We start from the raw sequence: 15,196 nt of genomic DNA, 5'->3' as shown, positions 1-15,196 counted from the left end.
TATGCATAGCTCCCCCAAAAACAACTATACATTCTGTGTGTGCCTGTATATTACGGTTAAAAGTCATGGCTACAGAGAAAGAGTTAGATAGAATAGTCAGACTCTCTGGGGCTGTTATGGATGCCCAGGGCTACCGGTTTGACCTGCTTACGGAGATTTTTACCAGCACCTCTTCAGCGGGCTACAGCAGAGAGCGGGCTTCAGCCCTTATGGAGAATGTTCTTGAGAAGATGCGGAAGGAAAAGCATGCTGAGCCAGAGCCCTTCCTCGATAAAAATTATATTTTCAGTGACAGGGACTTTAATCTTTCTGCGGTTTACTGTGATGGGAAAGCCAATCCAAAAGACAAAGTCTGCACTAACGAATTTGACCTTATTCTAATAAACATCGGCCCAACCTCCATTAACATTCCACTGCTGGAAACACCCATCAATACTGAGCAGATCCACCAGCCTCCAGCCTCAGCCAGAAAACAGACGGATCTGATTATGGAGCAGGGACAGATTAAGCTCTTTCCAGCCTATACGGTCGTGCCCCTGATTGACCATGTAACGGTTCCAGGCTGTTTTCTGACAGTTCACTCCCAGCCCCGAGCAGACACAACATGGAGCTATGACCTGAATACACTGGAACCTGTACAGGCAATTGCTACACGGGTATACGACTCCCGAAGCCAGCTTGCCATACAGGCTCTCGGCGCACTTCCCCCTTGTGAACAAGTCGTTTCCACTCTTCAACAGGTTGCTCTTTCCGATACTTATGCCGCTTTTGTGCGCTGGGAGAGCGTCAGAAGCCTGTCCATTCACGCACCGGAAATTGCCATCAGCACTCTGGAAACCCTGACCCAAAGTTCAGACAACCACCTCAGGCATATGGCGCAGGAAACTATTGCGCAACTGGCTGAATAAACAGGAGTTTCACTATGGCTTTCAATTATCAACTTCAGGAGCAATCGTCCCTGTCCCTTGAGGAGTTTTTCACCCTCTGTAACAACGCCTCTCTGGCCGATGATGACGAGCTGGAAGAAATAGTTCCATTCCTGCAGCAACTGTCCAATAACCAGACCCTCGTTTCCGGTTATATCTGTTCATTCCTGAAAAAAACTCTTTCAGAGCCGGCCCACAGTTTCCTGCCACCGGTTTTTATGCCTCGCATTGCAGACAAATATATTTTCCGTTTTGTTATCTGGCCGGTACAGAAAACTCACACAGAAGGCCAGAACCAGCTGCTCTACAACTACGCCCATAACCACGACGTCGGTTTTATAACCTGTGGCTACTCCGGAGGAGGTTATTCTACGGATATCTATGACTATGCCTACCAAAATTATCGTGGTCTGATAGGCGAGGAGGTGGAGCTGACTCATCTGGAAAAAAGCCAACTTTTCCCCGGTAAGGTTATGCGTTATATCGCGGGTCGGGATATGCACATACAGTATTCACCTACGTCCCTTTCCGTATCCCTTAACCTGATCCGCCGTCGTAATCAAAAAGAGCTGGTTGAATGTTCCTTTGATATGGATCGGCACGTAATCTCAGGCCATTCCATTCCTGTGCATCAGGATGATGCCAGCCTGCAAATCGGCTGCCTTCTGGGGGGAGAAAACAGCCTTGAGGTGATCGAGAGTATTGCCCGCACCCACCCATTTATGCGGGTACGAGCTGCCGCCTGGCATACACTGTTCCGCCACCATCCTGACATGAAAGAGCACTGGTTTAACGAGTCTCAACACGACCCTCACCCCCATGTCAGGGGCTATACAGATATTCTCTATTCAGGATAATGCGGCCTAACACTACAAAGCCAACACCCCCAAATTATTACATCAAAACCACTCAGGAGAAGCGCTGACTTACAGGCCTTTCAAAAGCCACTTGTGGAAAGCGGTTTATACCCGCTACATGTGATATGTGATTTTCTGGCCATACCTCTTGTTCAACATTACGTTACAGAGTTAGGCGTGCCTGCTCCCGAGTATTGATACTATGGTGAGCCTTACCAGCATAATCCACCACAATCTCTTTCTCTGAAGCCTTAGCAATTGCAGACAGAAGGAATTCTTTCCTCTGCTTATTCTGATCAAACCGTTTCATGCTCATACTCCTTCATTAACATTCCCTAGCCCGGATATTCATGCTACGGAAAGCCCTGATAATAGCTGACAACAGTTATTTTCCTGTTTTTGCGTTTAACCATGTTTACTCCCCAATAACAGCTTAAGGAACCACAGACTTACCTGAAAAGTCCGCATCTTAAGCGTAGGTGGTGATTATTATTCTTCCATAAGCAATATGCGCGTGAGTGTAAGTAATTTTTGACATAACGGGAGGAACCCTTGACAGAACTCTGAATTAAACATGCGGCCCAGTTCAGGGAAACAGGATATGTGGCGCCTTCCAAAGAAGGCCCACATACATTAACGCAGAACAGCCCCTGGGCGGACCATACATTTAGTTCCTGAGTTATTCGTCTTTATACAGTAGCACCAGACACACCATCAGACTTTTTATCAAACAACTGGTTAATAACCAAAGCCACCACAATAACTACCAGCGCCGTCCAGGTTGTAGTCGGCAGTGTTTCACTGTTGACCGTCGCCCCAAGGAACACACCAATTAACGGAACCAGATAATTGGTCAGAGAGGTAAATACCGGCCCAGCCATGGCAATCAGCGCCATATACAGGAAGTACACGACACCTGCGCACATTACGCCCAGGTAGAGAATAGAAACAGCACCACCCATGGAAATATCCAGGGTTGTCGGAGCATGGTAAATGCTTGCTATCACCAGAAGCTGTAACGAAGCAGCCCCCAGAACATTACGGGCAACCAGGATCGGATGCTCATCATCAACCTTCTTCAACAGCAGCAGAGCCACACCAAAACAGGCAGACGCAAAGATAATAGCCAGCGCCCCCATAAGCCCATTACTCATCTCACTGGTGCTGAGCTGGGGATAAAACAACACCAGCAGTCCCGCAAAACCGGTCAACACACTTAATACACCTGCCATACTGATCCGACTTTCTTTCATAATCAGCGGAGAGAGCATGATAGTGAAGAAAGGAATGGTACCCATCAGAATCGCAACAACCGCAGTATCCAGATATTGCTGGCCCCAGGCTACACAGACAAAAGGAATGGTCGCTTCCAGAAACCCAATAAAACTGTAAGTACCAAAACGGCGGAAAGAGCCTTTAATACCAAAAGCCCTGGCCAGAAAGAGCAGCGTCAATGCTCCAACAGTAGCCCGGCCAGCTCCCACCCAGACAGCCGGAAGATCAGCAACAGCCTTCTGCTGGAACAGGAACTGCGAGCCCCAGATCAAACCAATGGCCATCAAAAAAACATACTTTTTAAACATCTGTCTCTTACTACAAATAAATCCAAAACGCGTGCAGAATCTTTGCGGATATAAAAATCTCACCTGTTCAATTGATTTTGTAACAGGGCGACCCTTCTCACCTGCATTTTTATAATCAGGCGGCCATAAAGTCCGAACATATTTGTATAGTCCAAAGCATTTACAGGCACAGACTATACCTTCAGGGTATGGCTCCATTACATACCTGTAACTGGAACCTTTGAGAGCGAATGGGTGATTTCTATTATTTTTCAGGGCGAGGATTTTAAACAAAAAACGGCGGCTGTGTACACAGCCGTCGCTTACTTGAGCGTGCACTCACTTTAGGCGTTATATACACCCATGGCAGCTTCAGTCGCACCGGTTTTGCCCAGTACAGTTTCCAATGCTCCCAGGCAGAACAGCACATTGGTCTTGGTGGCAGAGCAGCCCATCAGGCCGATACGCCATACCTTACCGGCGAAGTCACCAAGGCCGGCTCCAATTTCCAGGTTGTAGTCAGACAGAAGCTGAGCACGTATAGCGGCTTCATCAACACCTTCCGGTACGGTGACCAAGTTCAGCTGGGACAGGCGCTCATCAGCGGGAACAACCATACTCATGCCCATAGCTTCCAGACCGGCCACCAACGCATCGTGGTGCAGCTTGTGGCGAACCCAGGAATTCTCAATACCTTCTTCCTTCAGAATCACCAGGGATTCGTGGAGAGCATAGAGAGCATTTACCGGAGCGGTGTGGTGATAAGCACGCTTGCTACCCTTGCCCCAGTATCCCATTACCAGATTCAGATCGAGGAACCAGCTCTGTACCTTGGTCTTGCGATTCTGAATTTTCTCCACAGCCTTCTGGTTAAAGCTGACGGGAGACAGTCCGGGCACACAGGAGAGACACTTCTGGGTACCGGAGTAAATCGCATCAATGCCCCAGGCATCCACTTCCAGCTCACTGCCACCCAGAGAGGTTACAGAATCAACGATTGTCAGGCTGTCATACTTGCGGGCCAGCTCGCATAGCGTTTTGGCATCACTGCGGGCGCCGGTAGAGGTTTCCGCGTGAACAAAGGCCAGAATCGCAGTATCAGGGTTTGCCTTCAGGGTTTCTTCAACAGCGGCAGGATCAACCCCGCGGCCCCACTCACCCTGAACAACAACAGCTTCGCCGCCACAGCGTTCAATATTCTCTTTCATCCGCATACCGAACACACCGTTAATGCAGACAACAACCTTGTCCCCCGGCTCAACCAGGTTGGCGAAACAGGTTTCCATGCCCGCAGAGCCCGGGGCAGACACGGGTAACGTCAGGGCGTTCTTGGTACGGAAGGCATACTGGAGAAGCTCTTTTACTTCATCCATCATGCGGACAAACTCAGGGTCAAGGTGACCAATGGTCGGACGGGAGAGAGCTTCTGTCACCCGGGGATAAACGTCAGAAGGTCCGGGACCCATCAGGGTACGGCGGGGAGGATGAAAAGATTGAATACTCATGGCAGCCCTGCTTTAATTCTGTTTTTTGGCGGTGGAATAGTACCACAGCCATTGGGCCAATGACTCTCATTCCAGTTCCTTGTCTGCTCTGTTCAGGTGCTCTTGATATTCAAATGAGAGACACAAAGAACCCGGTAATAACAAGCACACCACCAATCAAAACATAAAGATCGTGAAAACTGCTCCTTAGAAAGGAAAGTGAGGGCAGTTTTCTGATAATAACTACCGGCATAAAGAAAACGACAATCGCCATCATAGGGGCTACCAGCCCGGCAATAACACTTAATATATCCCAGTTATTAACTGCCGCGATCCAGCAAACAATTGAAACCCCTAAAAGACTTATTCTCTTTATCGAAGAAGGTGTAACAGTTCTTTTTGTTAATGACTGTATAGCGCTTCTCAACATGCCATTGCTTAATTCTACGGCCCCCAGAAAGAAACCAAAGAACGAAGTTGAAATGGATAAGAAGGCAATAGCCGGGGCTATAAAATAAAACCACGGATTACCCGACCTGTTCGCCAGTAACGATAAAATCGGAAGATTGGCATGGCTGGCCGCAAGGAGTTCTTCCCTTGGCAGACTCAGTAGACAAGAGATAACAAAGAACAGCATCACTACAAAAAGCAGCAGTGTGCTGGCGAGATGAATATTATCTACAGTTCGTCTCTGGGCATCCGAATCATGCATCCTCTCTCTGTACGCTTGTGCCATCACAGAACACATAGGCGCATGATAAAAAGAGAAAGCCATTATCGGAATGCCAAGCAGGAACACTTTCCAGAATTCCCTGGCTGTTGGCTGATAAAGGAGAAAGTCCATTTCCCAATAGGGGATAAGATAAGCCGCAAAGCACAGCATAATAAACGCCAGGGGTGTCACCATACTGCTTGATACCCGTAGCAGCCATTTCTCTCCACCTGTAAGAACCATCACCATGGCAGCAATCAACACTCCGGATACCAGCCACATTGGAGGTACAGGCCCATTTAACTGGTTTTCAATAAAACTTGAAGTGATGTTTGTTATACCAATGGAATAGACCAGAAGCGTCGGCAAAACCGCAAGCAACGTGACCCAAAGTAGGAAAGTGGACGCTCGCCCAGGGAAGGCATGCTTGATTACACCGTTAATATCCGCTGTTGGCAGCTCCGGGTTCAAACAGATTCTGGACAGGTTCCTGTGACTGTAAACAACAAGGGGAACAGAGAAAACCGTAAGACATATCACCGGCAGAATCCCCGCCGTGCCTATAGCGAAGGGAAGAAACAATACTCCCGCCCCCAGCCCGGTTCCGGTGAGCGTCATAACCCAGGCCATTTCGTATCGGGAAAACGTGCTGACTCTACGTTTGCTGCCTGTCTGTTTCAGAGTCGTCTCTTCTTCCAAACCGGCCCCTCCTTTTTATAAGGTCTCAGAACTATAGATGGAATTGGGCGAAAGTAATTGCACAAATAACCTAACCATTCTGTTAATCACCGACTGATAACAATGATGAGCCGACCTGTTCTTTGATCACACCCTGTCTTTGGGCTCTGTATTGAAAGTAAAGGGCAAAATCATCAGTATGGTTTCTGCCCTTTTTATTTGAAATAAGTGATGTGATGCAGCAAGGCATCTGCGGCAGAAGAAGTATTAGCAAATTACACACTTCTTGCCATTCAATAGTGTGGTTGTCCCTCTGACCCTCACTTTCAGATGTTTATAGTGATGTAGCTACTTTTATTTTTCGTCTATCTTTGCAGATAACTTTGGCCCACCGAGCATCAAATTACCGGGTTTTTATCGTCACATTTAAGATCCACAGGCATTATTGATGATGTTGTTATCAGTGGATGTTTTGATGGTAATTGTGTATTGGAAACTGCACGCGGCGCATTAGCAGCTAATTTTAAGGTTGCTGTAGATAGCGACCTTAACATCATTATTGATAAAAGAATGTCATATCAGGAAGAAGTGCAGATCAAGAGTTAAAGGAGAACGATGAACTATGGAAGCAACTGTCTGCAGAATACCCTGATCTTGTATTGACCGGTCACTCAAGATCTGGCGAGACAGCTTGCGCACCTTGATAGAGTAAGAAGCATAAAAAAACCGGGCTGAGGCCCGGCTTTTTTATGCTCTGAAGATCTTATTCCTCGTCAGCAGCTTCCACTGCAACGGGACGATCAACCAGCTCTACGTATGCCATAGGTGCAGCATCGCCTTGACGATAGCCACACTTCAAGATACGGATGTAACCGCCAGGGCGCTCTTTATAGCGAGGGCCCAAATCTGTGAACAGCTTACCAACGGTAGTTTTGTTACGCAGACGGTCAAATGCCAGACGGCGGTTGGCTACGGAATCTTCCTTAGCCAAAGTGATCAGAGGTTCTGCTACGCGGCGCAGTTCTTTGGCCTTGGGCAGAGTAGTCTTGATCACTTCGTGCTCAACCAGGGAAGCAGTCATGTTCTTGAACATCGCCTGGCGATGAGAACTGTTCCTGTTGAGTTTACGTCCACTCTTACGATGACGCATGATTCTTGATCCTTACCAGTAACCTGGTGGTTTAAGCTGAAACCTTGTCGTCGGACTTCAGGCTAGCCGGCGGCCAGTTGTCGAGGCGCATGCCCAGACTCAGACCACGGGAAGCGAGAACATCTTTGATCTCGGTAAGGGACTTTTTGCCCAGGTTCGGGGTCTTCAGCAACTCAACTTCAGTACGCTGAATCAGATCACCGATGTAGTAGATGTTCTCTGCCTTCAGACAGTTGGCGCTACGTACAGTCAGCTCCAGATCATCTACAGGACGCAGCAGAATAGGATCAACTTCATCTTCCTTCTGCTCCGGTTCGGGCTCTGCATCACCTTCCAGGTCTACGAATACAGCCAGTTGCTGCTGCAGAATAGTAGCAGCGCGACGGATGGCTTCATCAGGATCCAGAGTACCATTGGTCTCAAGATCCAGAACCAGTTTGTCGAGGTCGGTACGCTGTTCTACACGCGCACGTTCTACAACATAGGAAACCCTGTGCACCGGGCTATAGGTGGAATCCAGCTGCAGGCGACCGATGGAACGACTTTCGTCTTCATCGGAGCGACGCTGATCAGCAGTCTCATAACCACGACCACGACGAACCAGCAGTTTCATGTTCAGATCGCCCTTTTCGCTCACGTGAGCAATCACGTGGTCGGAGTTAAGGATCTCAACATCGTGATCCAGCTGGATGTCACCAGCAGTCACGACACCCGCCCCTTTATGGGACAGAGTCAGAGTTGCTTCGTCACGTCCGGTCATACGGATCGCGAGACCTTTGAGGTTCAGCAGGATGTCAATGACATCTTCCTGAACTCCTTCCACTGTGCTGTACTCATGCTGCACGCCGTCGATCTCGGCCTCGACAACGGCACATCCAGGCATTGAGGACAGCAAAATACGACGTAGCGCATTTCCCAGCGTATGGCCGAAACCGCGCTCGAGCGGTTCTAGCGTGATTTTGGCACGCGTCGGGCTGTGTTCCTCAACGTCGATGTGACGAGGAGTCAAAAATTCAGTAGCCGAGTTCTGCATGGATGAACACCCCACCTAGTTATCTATCCCTTACTTGGAGTACAGCTCGACAATCAGATTCTCATTGATGTCGGCTGACAGATCACTCCGCTCCGGTTGTGCCTTGAAAGTACCTTCTTTCTTTTTGGCATCAACTTCAACCCAGATGGAAAAACCACGCTGGGCGGCCAGTTCCAGTGCTGCGCCAATGCGCAACTGTTTCTGAGCCTTTTCACGGACCGCGACAACATCACCAGGCTTGACCTGGTAGGACGGAATGTTGACACTCTTTCCGTTTATCAGAATGGCTTTGTGGCTAACCAGCTGACGTGCTTCTGCACGAGTGGAGCCAAAACCCATACGATAAACTACATTATCAAGGCGACCTTCCAGAAGTTGCAACAGGTTTACGCCGGTTGCGCCCTTCAGACGATCAGCTTCTTTGTAATAGCTGCGGAATTGCTTTTCCAGTATGCCGTAAAGACGACGAACTTTTTGCTTTTCACGCAGCTGGACACCGTAGTCGGAAAGACGACCACGACGCTGGCCGTGCTGGCCGGGAATTACCTCAGCGCGACACTTTGACTCGTGGGGACGAACACCGCTCTTCAGAAAGAGGTCGGTGCCTTCACGACGAGACAGTTTGCACTTGGGACCGATATATCTTGCCATTTGACCCTATCTCCTATTACACGCGACGCTTTTTAGGCGGACGACAGCCGTTATGCGGGATCGGGGTAACATCAGTGATGTTAGTGATCTTGTATCCGCAGGCGTTCAGTGCGCGAACAGCAGACTCACGGCCGGGGCCGGGGCCTTTTACACAAACGTCAAGATTCTTCAGACCGTACTCAGCGGCTGCATTTCCCGCACGCTCCGCAGCTACCTGTGCAGCGAACGGAGTGGATTTGCGAGAGCCACGAAAACCGGAACCACCAGCGGTGGCCCAGGAAAGCGTGTTGCCCTGGCGGTCGGTAATAGTCACGATGGTGTTATTGAAGGAAGCGTGGATGTGTGCAACACCGTCCACAACTGTCTTCTTCACCTTTTTACGTGAACGAATACCTGGCTTTGCCATATCAGAATTGTTCCTGTATCAAGACGACTGGAAGAACCAGTTGTTACTTACGAATCGGTTTACGTGGACCCTTGCGGGTACGCGCATTAGTCTTAGTGCGCTGGCCACGAACCGGTAGATTGCGACGATGACGCAGACCGCGATAGCAGCCCAGATCCATCAGACGCTTGATATTCATGCTGAGCTCGCGACGCAGGTCACCTTCGGTGGTGAATTCACCAACCGCAGTACGCAGCTTCTCGATCTCATCATCGCTCAGATCAGAAATCTTGGCAGCAGGGCTTACGCCGGTGCTTGCACAGATTCTCTGAGCAGTGTGCTGACCAACACCATAGATGTAGGTCAGGGAGATAACAGTATGTTTGTTATCCGGGATATTGACGCCAGCAATACGGGCCATTCAATCGTCTCCGTGAGTTTCGCCTAATTGCAACGCGAAGGTTAAACCCAAGTCGAAAAGGGGCTGCATAATATATGCTTACCTCCCACAAATCAACCGCCCGGCTTACCTGTTATTATCACAAGCCTGCCAAGCGGTCAGCCGACAACAAGGGTAAAACCCGAGCGATTAGCCCTGACGCTGCTTATGACGGGGCTCTTTGCTGCAAATTACGCGAACAGCACCCTTACGTTTGATGATCTTGCAATCGCGGCAGATCTTCTTTACAGAGGCACGAACTTTCATTGTTCTCTCCACTATCGGCAGAGTTACGGTTACAGTGCCTGTTCAACGAACCAGGCCGTTAGAACCGTAACCCTTAAGATTAGCTTTCTTCATCAGAGACTCATACTGATTAGACATCAGATGAGACTGAATCTGAGCCATGGTATCCATGACAACCACCACAACGATCAGCAGGGACGTACCCCCCAGATAGAAGGGCACGTTTGCCCATACCACCAGGAACTGGGGCAGGAGGCAGACTGCTGTCATGTAGACGGCACCAACCAGAGTAAGCTTGGTCAGTACGCTATCAATGTAGCGGGCTGTGTGCTCACCCGGGCGAATACCGGGAATAAAGGCTCCCGACTTCTTCAGATTATCTGCAACGTCCTTCGGATTGAAGACCAGTGCAGTGTAGAAGAAGCAGAAAAATATAATACCAAACGTGAATAGTACTATATTCAGCGGTTGGCCGGGACCAAGGGCCAAAGCAACATCCTGCAGCCAGTCCCAGCCTTCACCCTGCCCAAACCATTGAGCGATGGAAGCAGGAAACAGCAGAATACTGGAAGCGAAAATCGCCGGGATAACCCCTGCCATATTCACCTTCAGTGGTAGATGACTGCTCTGGGCCGCAAATACTTTTCGACCCTGCTGACGCTTGGCGTAATTCACTGTAATGCGCCGTTGTCCGCGCTCCACAAATACTACACCAGCGATAACGGCAACCGCGAGTACGGCTACCACCAACAGTGCCAGGATATTCACGTCCCCCTGACGGGCCGACTCGAAGGACTGCACGATAGCACCGGGCAATCCTGCGACAATACCTGCGAAAATCAGAATCGAGATACCATTACCAATACCTCTCTCCGTGACCTGTTCGCCGAGCCACATCATGAACACGGCACCTGTCACAAATGTTGCGATGGCCACGAAGTAAAAGCTGAGATCAGCGCTGAACGCCACACCCTGGTTCGCCAGGCCTACAGTCATACCGGTACCCTGAATCAGGGCCAGGATCACTGTGCCGTAGCGGGTGTATTGGCTGATCTTGCGCCGTCCGCTCTCTCCTTCCTTTTTCAGCTGTTCAAGCTGAGGACTCACCACCGTCATCAGCTGCATGATAATAGATGCAGAGATGTACGGCATGATACCCAGAGCCAGTACAGACATACGCTCCAGCGCGCCGCCGGAGAACATATTGAAGAGACCTAAGATGGTCCCTTCGTTCTGACTGAACAACTGTGCCAGTCGATCCGGGTTGATACCGGGAACGGGAATATGTGCCCCGACCCGGTATACCAGGATGGCAAGGAAGACAAACCGTACACGAGACCAGAGCTCGCTCAGGCCGTTCTGATTTCCTACAGGTAATGTCTTAGCCATTTAGTCCTCGATTTTACCACCAGCTGCTTCAATAGCGGCACGGGCACCTTTCGTGACCGCCAGTCCCTTGATGGTGACTGCCTTGCTCAGCTCGCCAGACAGAACAACCTTCGCACGCTTGATGCTGTTGTTGATCAGGTCTGCGGCACGCAGGGCTTCCAGATCGATAACGTCAGCTTCCACCTTAGCCAGTTCAGCCAGACGGATTTCTGCAGTTATACGAGCCAGACGGGAAGTAAAGCCGTATTTGGGAAGACGACGCTGCAGAGGCTGCTGCCCGCCTTCAAAACCCGGCTTTACACTACCGCCAGAACGGGATTTCTGACCTTTGTGGCCGCGACCACCGGTCTTACCGATACCGCTACCGATACCACGACCGACACGCTTACCACTTTTGTGGCTACCTTCGGCCGGAGACAGAGTATTGAGTTTCATATTACTCTCCTTCGACGCGAACGAGGTAGTTAACCTTGTTCACCATACCGCGAATGGAAGGAGTATCTTCCACTTCTACGGTGTGACCGATTCGACGCAGGCCGAGACCCTGAACGCAGGCCTTGTGGCTTTTCAGTCGACCGTTAGCACTCTTAACGAGTGTTACTTTGATCTTCTTATCTGCCATGTGAACCTCACAGGATCTCTTCGACAGTCTTGCCGCGCTTGGCTGCAACGTCTTCAGGAGCGCGAACGCCCTTCAGTCCGTTGAAGGTAGCACGAACAACGTTTACCGGGTTGGTAGAACCGTAGCACTTGGCCAGTACGTTCTGAACACCAGCAACTTCCAGGACGGCACGCATTGCGCCACCGGCGATGACACCAGTACCTTCGGAAGCAGGCTGCATGTAAATCTTGGACGCGCCGTGGGCTGCCTTCACCGGGTACTGAATAGTGGTGCCATTCAGGTCTACCTGGATCATGTTGCGACGGGCAGCTTCCATAGCCTTCTGGATAGCAACAGGCACTTCACGCGCCTTGCCACGACCGAAGCCAACCTTACCCTTGCCATCTCCAACAACAGTCAGGGCTGTGAAACCGAAGATACGGCCACCCTTAACTACTTTGGCTACACGATTCACCTGAACCAGTTTTTCGATCAGACCTTCGTCGTTAGCCTTATCTTTGCGATCTTCTTTCGCCATAGCTCCCACCCCTTAGAATTCCAGTCCGTTTTCACGGGCTGCGTCGGCGAGAGCCTTTACACGACCGTGATACTTGAATCCGGAGCGGTCAAAGGCCACCTTGGCAATACCAGCTGCCTTGGCGCGCTCTGCAACCAGAGTACCAACCTTCTTGGCCGCATCCACATTACCGGTGGCATCGCCACGCAGATCTTTTTCAACAGTAGAAGCCGCTGCCAGAACCTTGCCGCCTTCCGCGTCGATCACCTGTGCGTAGATGTGACGGGGAGTGCGGTGCACGGTCAGGCGGGCAACGCGAAGTTCACGCATTTTCATCCGAGAGCGCTTGGCACGGCGCAAACGGGCTACTTTCTTTTCGCTCATAATCTTACCCTTATTTACCTAACCGTTACTTCTTCTTGGCTTCCTTGCGGCGAACCATTTCATCGGCGTAACGGACACCCTTACCTTTGTAAGGCTCCGGACGACGGAAGTCACGGATTTCAGCGGCAACCTGGCCAACGAGCTGCTTGTCGATACCCTTGATCAGAACTTCAGTCTGACTCGGAGTTTCAGCAGTCACACCCTCAGGCAGAGCGTACTCTACCGGATGAGAGAAACCCAGGGACAGGTTCAGGGTCTTGCCCTTAACCTGAGCACGATAACCAACACCTACCAGCTGCAGCTTCTTTTCGAAGCCAGCGTGTACGCCGGTAACCATGTTGCTGACCAGCGCGCGGATGGTGCCGGACATGGCACGGGACTGTTTGCTGCCATCACGGGCTTCAAAAGTCAGGATTTTGTCGTCCTGCTTGATTTCTACAGCCTGATGAACATTCATCTGCAGCTGGCCTTTACTACCTTTGATAGCAATGTGGCCGACAGACAGTTTTACTTCTACACCGGAAGGTAGTTCAACCGGGGTCTTCGCGACACGAGACATTCCGATCCTCCCTTAAAATACGGTGCAGATAACTTCACCACCAACACCCTGGGCACGGGCGGCGCGATCAGTCATCACGCCCTTACTGGTGGAAACAATGGCGATACCCAGACCACCGTTAACCTTGGGCAGGTCAGCGGAAGCTGCGTAGTTACGCAGACCAGGACGACTTACGCGCTTGATCTCTTCAATAACGGGCTTACCTTCGTAGTACTTCAGCTCAACAGTCAATTGAGCCTTCACTTCACCGTCTACCTTGTAGCTGGTGATGTAGCCTTCATTCTTCAGAACTTCGGCAACAGAAGCCTTAATTTTTGAAGCAGGCATAACGACAGAAGCGTGTTCTGCCATCTGGGCATTACGGATGCGAGTTAGCATATCTGCTAACGGGTCCTGCATACTCATAGTTGCACTCTCCTAGTCAACGACCTACCAGCTGGCCTTAGTCAGGCCGGGAACATCACCACGCATGGCGGCTTCACGCAGCTTGATGCGGCTCAGACCGAACTTACGCAGGTATGCATGAGGACGGCCAGTGATGCGGCAGCGGTTGCGCAGACGGGCTTTGGAGGCGTCACGGGGCTGCTTCTGAAGAGCAACCTGTGCGTCCCAACGCTCTTCGTCAGAGCTGGCGGGGTTGTTGATAATAGCTTTCAGTTCAGCGCGCTTCTGAGAAAACTTTGCAACAGTCTTCTGTCGCTTCAGTTCGCGCTGCTTCATGGATTCCTTAGCCATATACCTCGTTACCTCAGTTACGGAAAGGGAAGTTAAACGCTTTCAGAAGCGCACGACCTTCGTCATCAGACTTGGCGGTCGTAGTAAAGGTGATGTCCAGACCGCGCAGAGTATCAATCTTGTCGTAATCGATCTCGGGGAACATAATCTGTTCTTTCACACCCATGCTGTAGTTGCCACGACCGTCAAAGGACTTGGCGCTCACACCGCGGAAGTCACGCACACGGGGCAGAGCTATGTCAACCAGACGCTGCAGGAACTCGTACATGCGTTCATCACGCAGAGTCACCTTAACGCCGATCGGCCATCCTTCACGGACTTTAAAGCCGGCAACGGATTTGCGAGCGTGGGTTACCACAGGCTTCTGGCCAGCAATTTTCTGCATGTCGCCCAGAGCGTGTTCGATAACCTTCTTGTCGCCGATCGCTTCACCAACACCCATATTCAGGGTGATTTTGGTGATGCGCGGTACTTCGTTAACGTTCTTGAGGCCCAGCTCTTTTTGCAGAGCAGGTACAAGTTCTTCACGAAACTTTTTCTTCAGTTCAGCCATTTGCCAGCCCCTTACGCATCAACAGGGTTGCCGGAGGACTTGAACACGCGCTGCTTTTTACCTTCTTCAGTGAAGGAAAAACCAACACGGTCAGCCTTACCAGCTTCCGAGTTCCAGATGGCAACGTTGGAAGCCTGAATGGGGGCTTCTTTTTCAACGATACCGCCAGGCTGACCCAGCATCGGGTTAGGCTTCTGGTGTTTCTTCACCATGTTCACGCCCTGAACCAGGATGCGACCATCGGAATTAACAGACAGAACCTTTCCGCGCTTGCCTTTATCACGGCCAGCAATGACTACGATTTCATCGTCACGACGAATCTTTTTCACGGTAAC

22 protein-coding genes are annotated in these 15,196 nt (G+C 50.5%); 2 read left to right on the top strand and 20 right to left on the bottom strand.

Annotated features, from left to right (window positions below; translation table 11 throughout):
* Positions 1-65: 65 nt before the first annotated feature.
* Both ACY2RQ_RS08665 and ACY2RQ_RS08660 read left to right on the top strand, forming a co-directional pair.
* Positions 66-908 carry a HEAT repeat domain-containing protein gene (locus ACY2RQ_RS08665; RefSeq protein WP_490112564.1) on the top strand — a complete coding sequence of 281 codons (843 nt, stop codon included), beginning with the start codon at positions 66-68 and terminating at the stop codon, positions 906-908.
* 14 nt (positions 909-922) lie between these two features.
* Entirely contained in the window at positions 923-1,783 is an 861-nt protein-coding gene (locus ACY2RQ_RS08660) for a hypothetical protein (RefSeq protein ID WP_490112563.1), read from the top strand.
* Between the two features lie 163 nt (positions 1,784-1,946).
* Here ACY2RQ_RS08660 and ACY2RQ_RS08655 read toward each other — a convergent pair whose 3' ends face one another.
* The 20 genes from ACY2RQ_RS08655 to rplX form a co-directional block, all read right to left on the bottom strand.
* Entirely contained in the window at positions 1,947-2,093 is a 147-nt protein-coding gene (locus tag ACY2RQ_RS08655) for a hypothetical protein (protein ID WP_490112562.1), read from the bottom strand.
* 379 nt (positions 2,094-2,472) lie between these two features.
* Positions 2,473-3,366, bottom strand: a complete 894-nt coding sequence (locus tag ACY2RQ_RS08650) for a DMT family transporter (RefSeq protein ID WP_490112561.1) — start codon at positions 3,364-3,366, stop codon at positions 2,473-2,475.
* Positions 3,367-3,689: 323 nt separating this feature from the next.
* The gene (locus ACY2RQ_RS08645; RefSeq protein WP_490112560.1) at positions 3,690-4,850 is read right to left on the bottom strand and encodes a pyridoxal-phosphate-dependent aminotransferase family protein; all 1,161 of its coding nucleotides are present in this window, start codon (positions 4,848-4,850) and stop codon (positions 3,690-3,692) included.
* Between the two features lie 109 nt (positions 4,851-4,959).
* A complete protein-coding gene (locus tag ACY2RQ_RS08640; RefSeq protein ID WP_490112559.1) occupies positions 4,960-6,240 on the bottom strand; it encodes an amino acid permease in 1,281 nt (426 codons plus the stop codon).
* A 742-nt stretch (positions 6,241-6,982) separates the two neighbouring features.
* Positions 6,983-7,369, bottom strand: a complete 387-nt coding sequence (gene rplQ / locus ACY2RQ_RS08635; protein WP_490112558.1) for a 50S ribosomal protein L17 — start codon at positions 7,367-7,369, stop codon at positions 6,983-6,985.
* Positions 7,370-7,400: 31 nt separating this feature from the next.
* Positions 7,401-8,402 carry a DNA-directed RNA polymerase subunit alpha gene (locus tag ACY2RQ_RS08630; RefSeq protein WP_490112557.1) on the bottom strand — a complete coding sequence of 334 codons (1,002 nt, stop codon included), beginning with the start codon at positions 8,400-8,402 and terminating at the stop codon, positions 7,401-7,403.
* 30 nt (positions 8,403-8,432) lie between these two features.
* Positions 8,433-9,053 (bottom strand): 30S ribosomal protein S4, encoded by a 621-nt coding sequence (gene rpsD / locus ACY2RQ_RS08625; RefSeq protein WP_490112556.1) that lies wholly within the window; start codon positions 9,051-9,053, stop codon positions 8,433-8,435.
* 16 nt (positions 9,054-9,069) lie between these two features.
* Positions 9,070-9,459, bottom strand: coding sequence for a 30S ribosomal protein S11 (gene rpsK, locus ACY2RQ_RS08620; protein WP_087112141.1), 390 nt, complete (start codon positions 9,457-9,459; stop codon positions 9,070-9,072).
* Positions 9,460-9,502: 43 nt separating this feature from the next.
* Entirely contained in the window at positions 9,503-9,859 is a 357-nt protein-coding gene (gene rpsM / locus ACY2RQ_RS08615) for a 30S ribosomal protein S13 (RefSeq protein ID WP_490112555.1), read from the bottom strand.
* Positions 9,860-10,027: 168 nt separating this feature from the next.
* On the bottom strand, positions 10,028-10,144 hold the full coding sequence (gene rpmJ / locus ACY2RQ_RS08610) for a 50S ribosomal protein L36 (protein ID WP_155162175.1): 117 nt from the start codon (positions 10,142-10,144) through the stop codon (positions 10,028-10,030).
* Between the two features lie 42 nt (positions 10,145-10,186).
* Positions 10,187-11,512, bottom strand: a complete 1,326-nt coding sequence (gene secY / locus ACY2RQ_RS08605) for a preprotein translocase subunit SecY (RefSeq protein WP_490112554.1) — start codon at positions 11,510-11,512, stop codon at positions 10,187-10,189.
* The gene (gene rplO / locus ACY2RQ_RS08600; RefSeq protein WP_490112553.1) at positions 11,513-11,947 is read right to left on the bottom strand and encodes a 50S ribosomal protein L15; all 435 of its coding nucleotides are present in this window, start codon (positions 11,945-11,947) and stop codon (positions 11,513-11,515) included.
* A 1-nt stretch (position 11,948) separates the two neighbouring features.
* Positions 11,949-12,134: a 50S ribosomal protein L30 gene (gene rpmD, locus ACY2RQ_RS08595; protein WP_490112552.1), complete on the bottom strand. Its 186-nt coding sequence runs from the start codon at positions 12,132-12,134 to the stop codon at positions 11,949-11,951.
* Positions 12,135-12,141: 7 nt separating this feature from the next.
* A complete protein-coding gene (gene rpsE, locus ACY2RQ_RS08590) occupies positions 12,142-12,651 on the bottom strand; it encodes a 30S ribosomal protein S5 (protein ID WP_490112551.1) in 510 nt (169 codons plus the stop codon).
* A 12-nt stretch (positions 12,652-12,663) separates the two neighbouring features.
* On the bottom strand, positions 12,664-13,014 hold the full coding sequence (gene rplR / locus ACY2RQ_RS08585; protein WP_490112550.1) for a 50S ribosomal protein L18: 351 nt from the start codon (positions 13,012-13,014) through the stop codon (positions 12,664-12,666).
* A gap of 25 nt (positions 13,015-13,039) precedes the next feature.
* Positions 13,040-13,573: a 50S ribosomal protein L6 gene (rplF, locus tag ACY2RQ_RS08580; RefSeq protein WP_490112549.1), complete on the bottom strand. Its 534-nt coding sequence runs from the start codon at positions 13,571-13,573 to the stop codon at positions 13,040-13,042.
* A 12-nt stretch (positions 13,574-13,585) separates the two neighbouring features.
* Complete coding sequence (gene rpsH, locus ACY2RQ_RS08575) at positions 13,586-13,978, bottom strand: 30S ribosomal protein S8 (RefSeq protein ID WP_490112548.1); 393 nt, start codon at positions 13,976-13,978, stop codon at positions 13,586-13,588.
* A gap of 24 nt (positions 13,979-14,002) precedes the next feature.
* Positions 14,003-14,308, bottom strand: a complete 306-nt coding sequence (gene rpsN / locus ACY2RQ_RS08570) for a 30S ribosomal protein S14 (RefSeq protein WP_490112547.1) — start codon at positions 14,306-14,308, stop codon at positions 14,003-14,005.
* Positions 14,309-14,321: 13 nt separating this feature from the next.
* Positions 14,322-14,861 (bottom strand): 50S ribosomal protein L5, encoded by a 540-nt coding sequence (gene rplE, locus ACY2RQ_RS08565; protein WP_490112546.1) that lies wholly within the window; start codon positions 14,859-14,861, stop codon positions 14,322-14,324.
* Between the two features lie 11 nt (positions 14,862-14,872).
* Positions 14,873-15,190 carry a 50S ribosomal protein L24 gene (gene rplX / locus ACY2RQ_RS08560; protein ID WP_490112545.1) on the bottom strand — a complete coding sequence of 106 codons (318 nt, stop codon included), beginning with the start codon at positions 15,188-15,190 and terminating at the stop codon, positions 14,873-14,875.
* Between the last annotated feature and the right edge of the window lie 6 nt (positions 15,191-15,196).

This window comes from Parendozoicomonas sp. 209JJ7-1, assembly GCF_058147085.1.
This window is presented reverse-complemented; position numbering and strand designations above follow the sequence as displayed.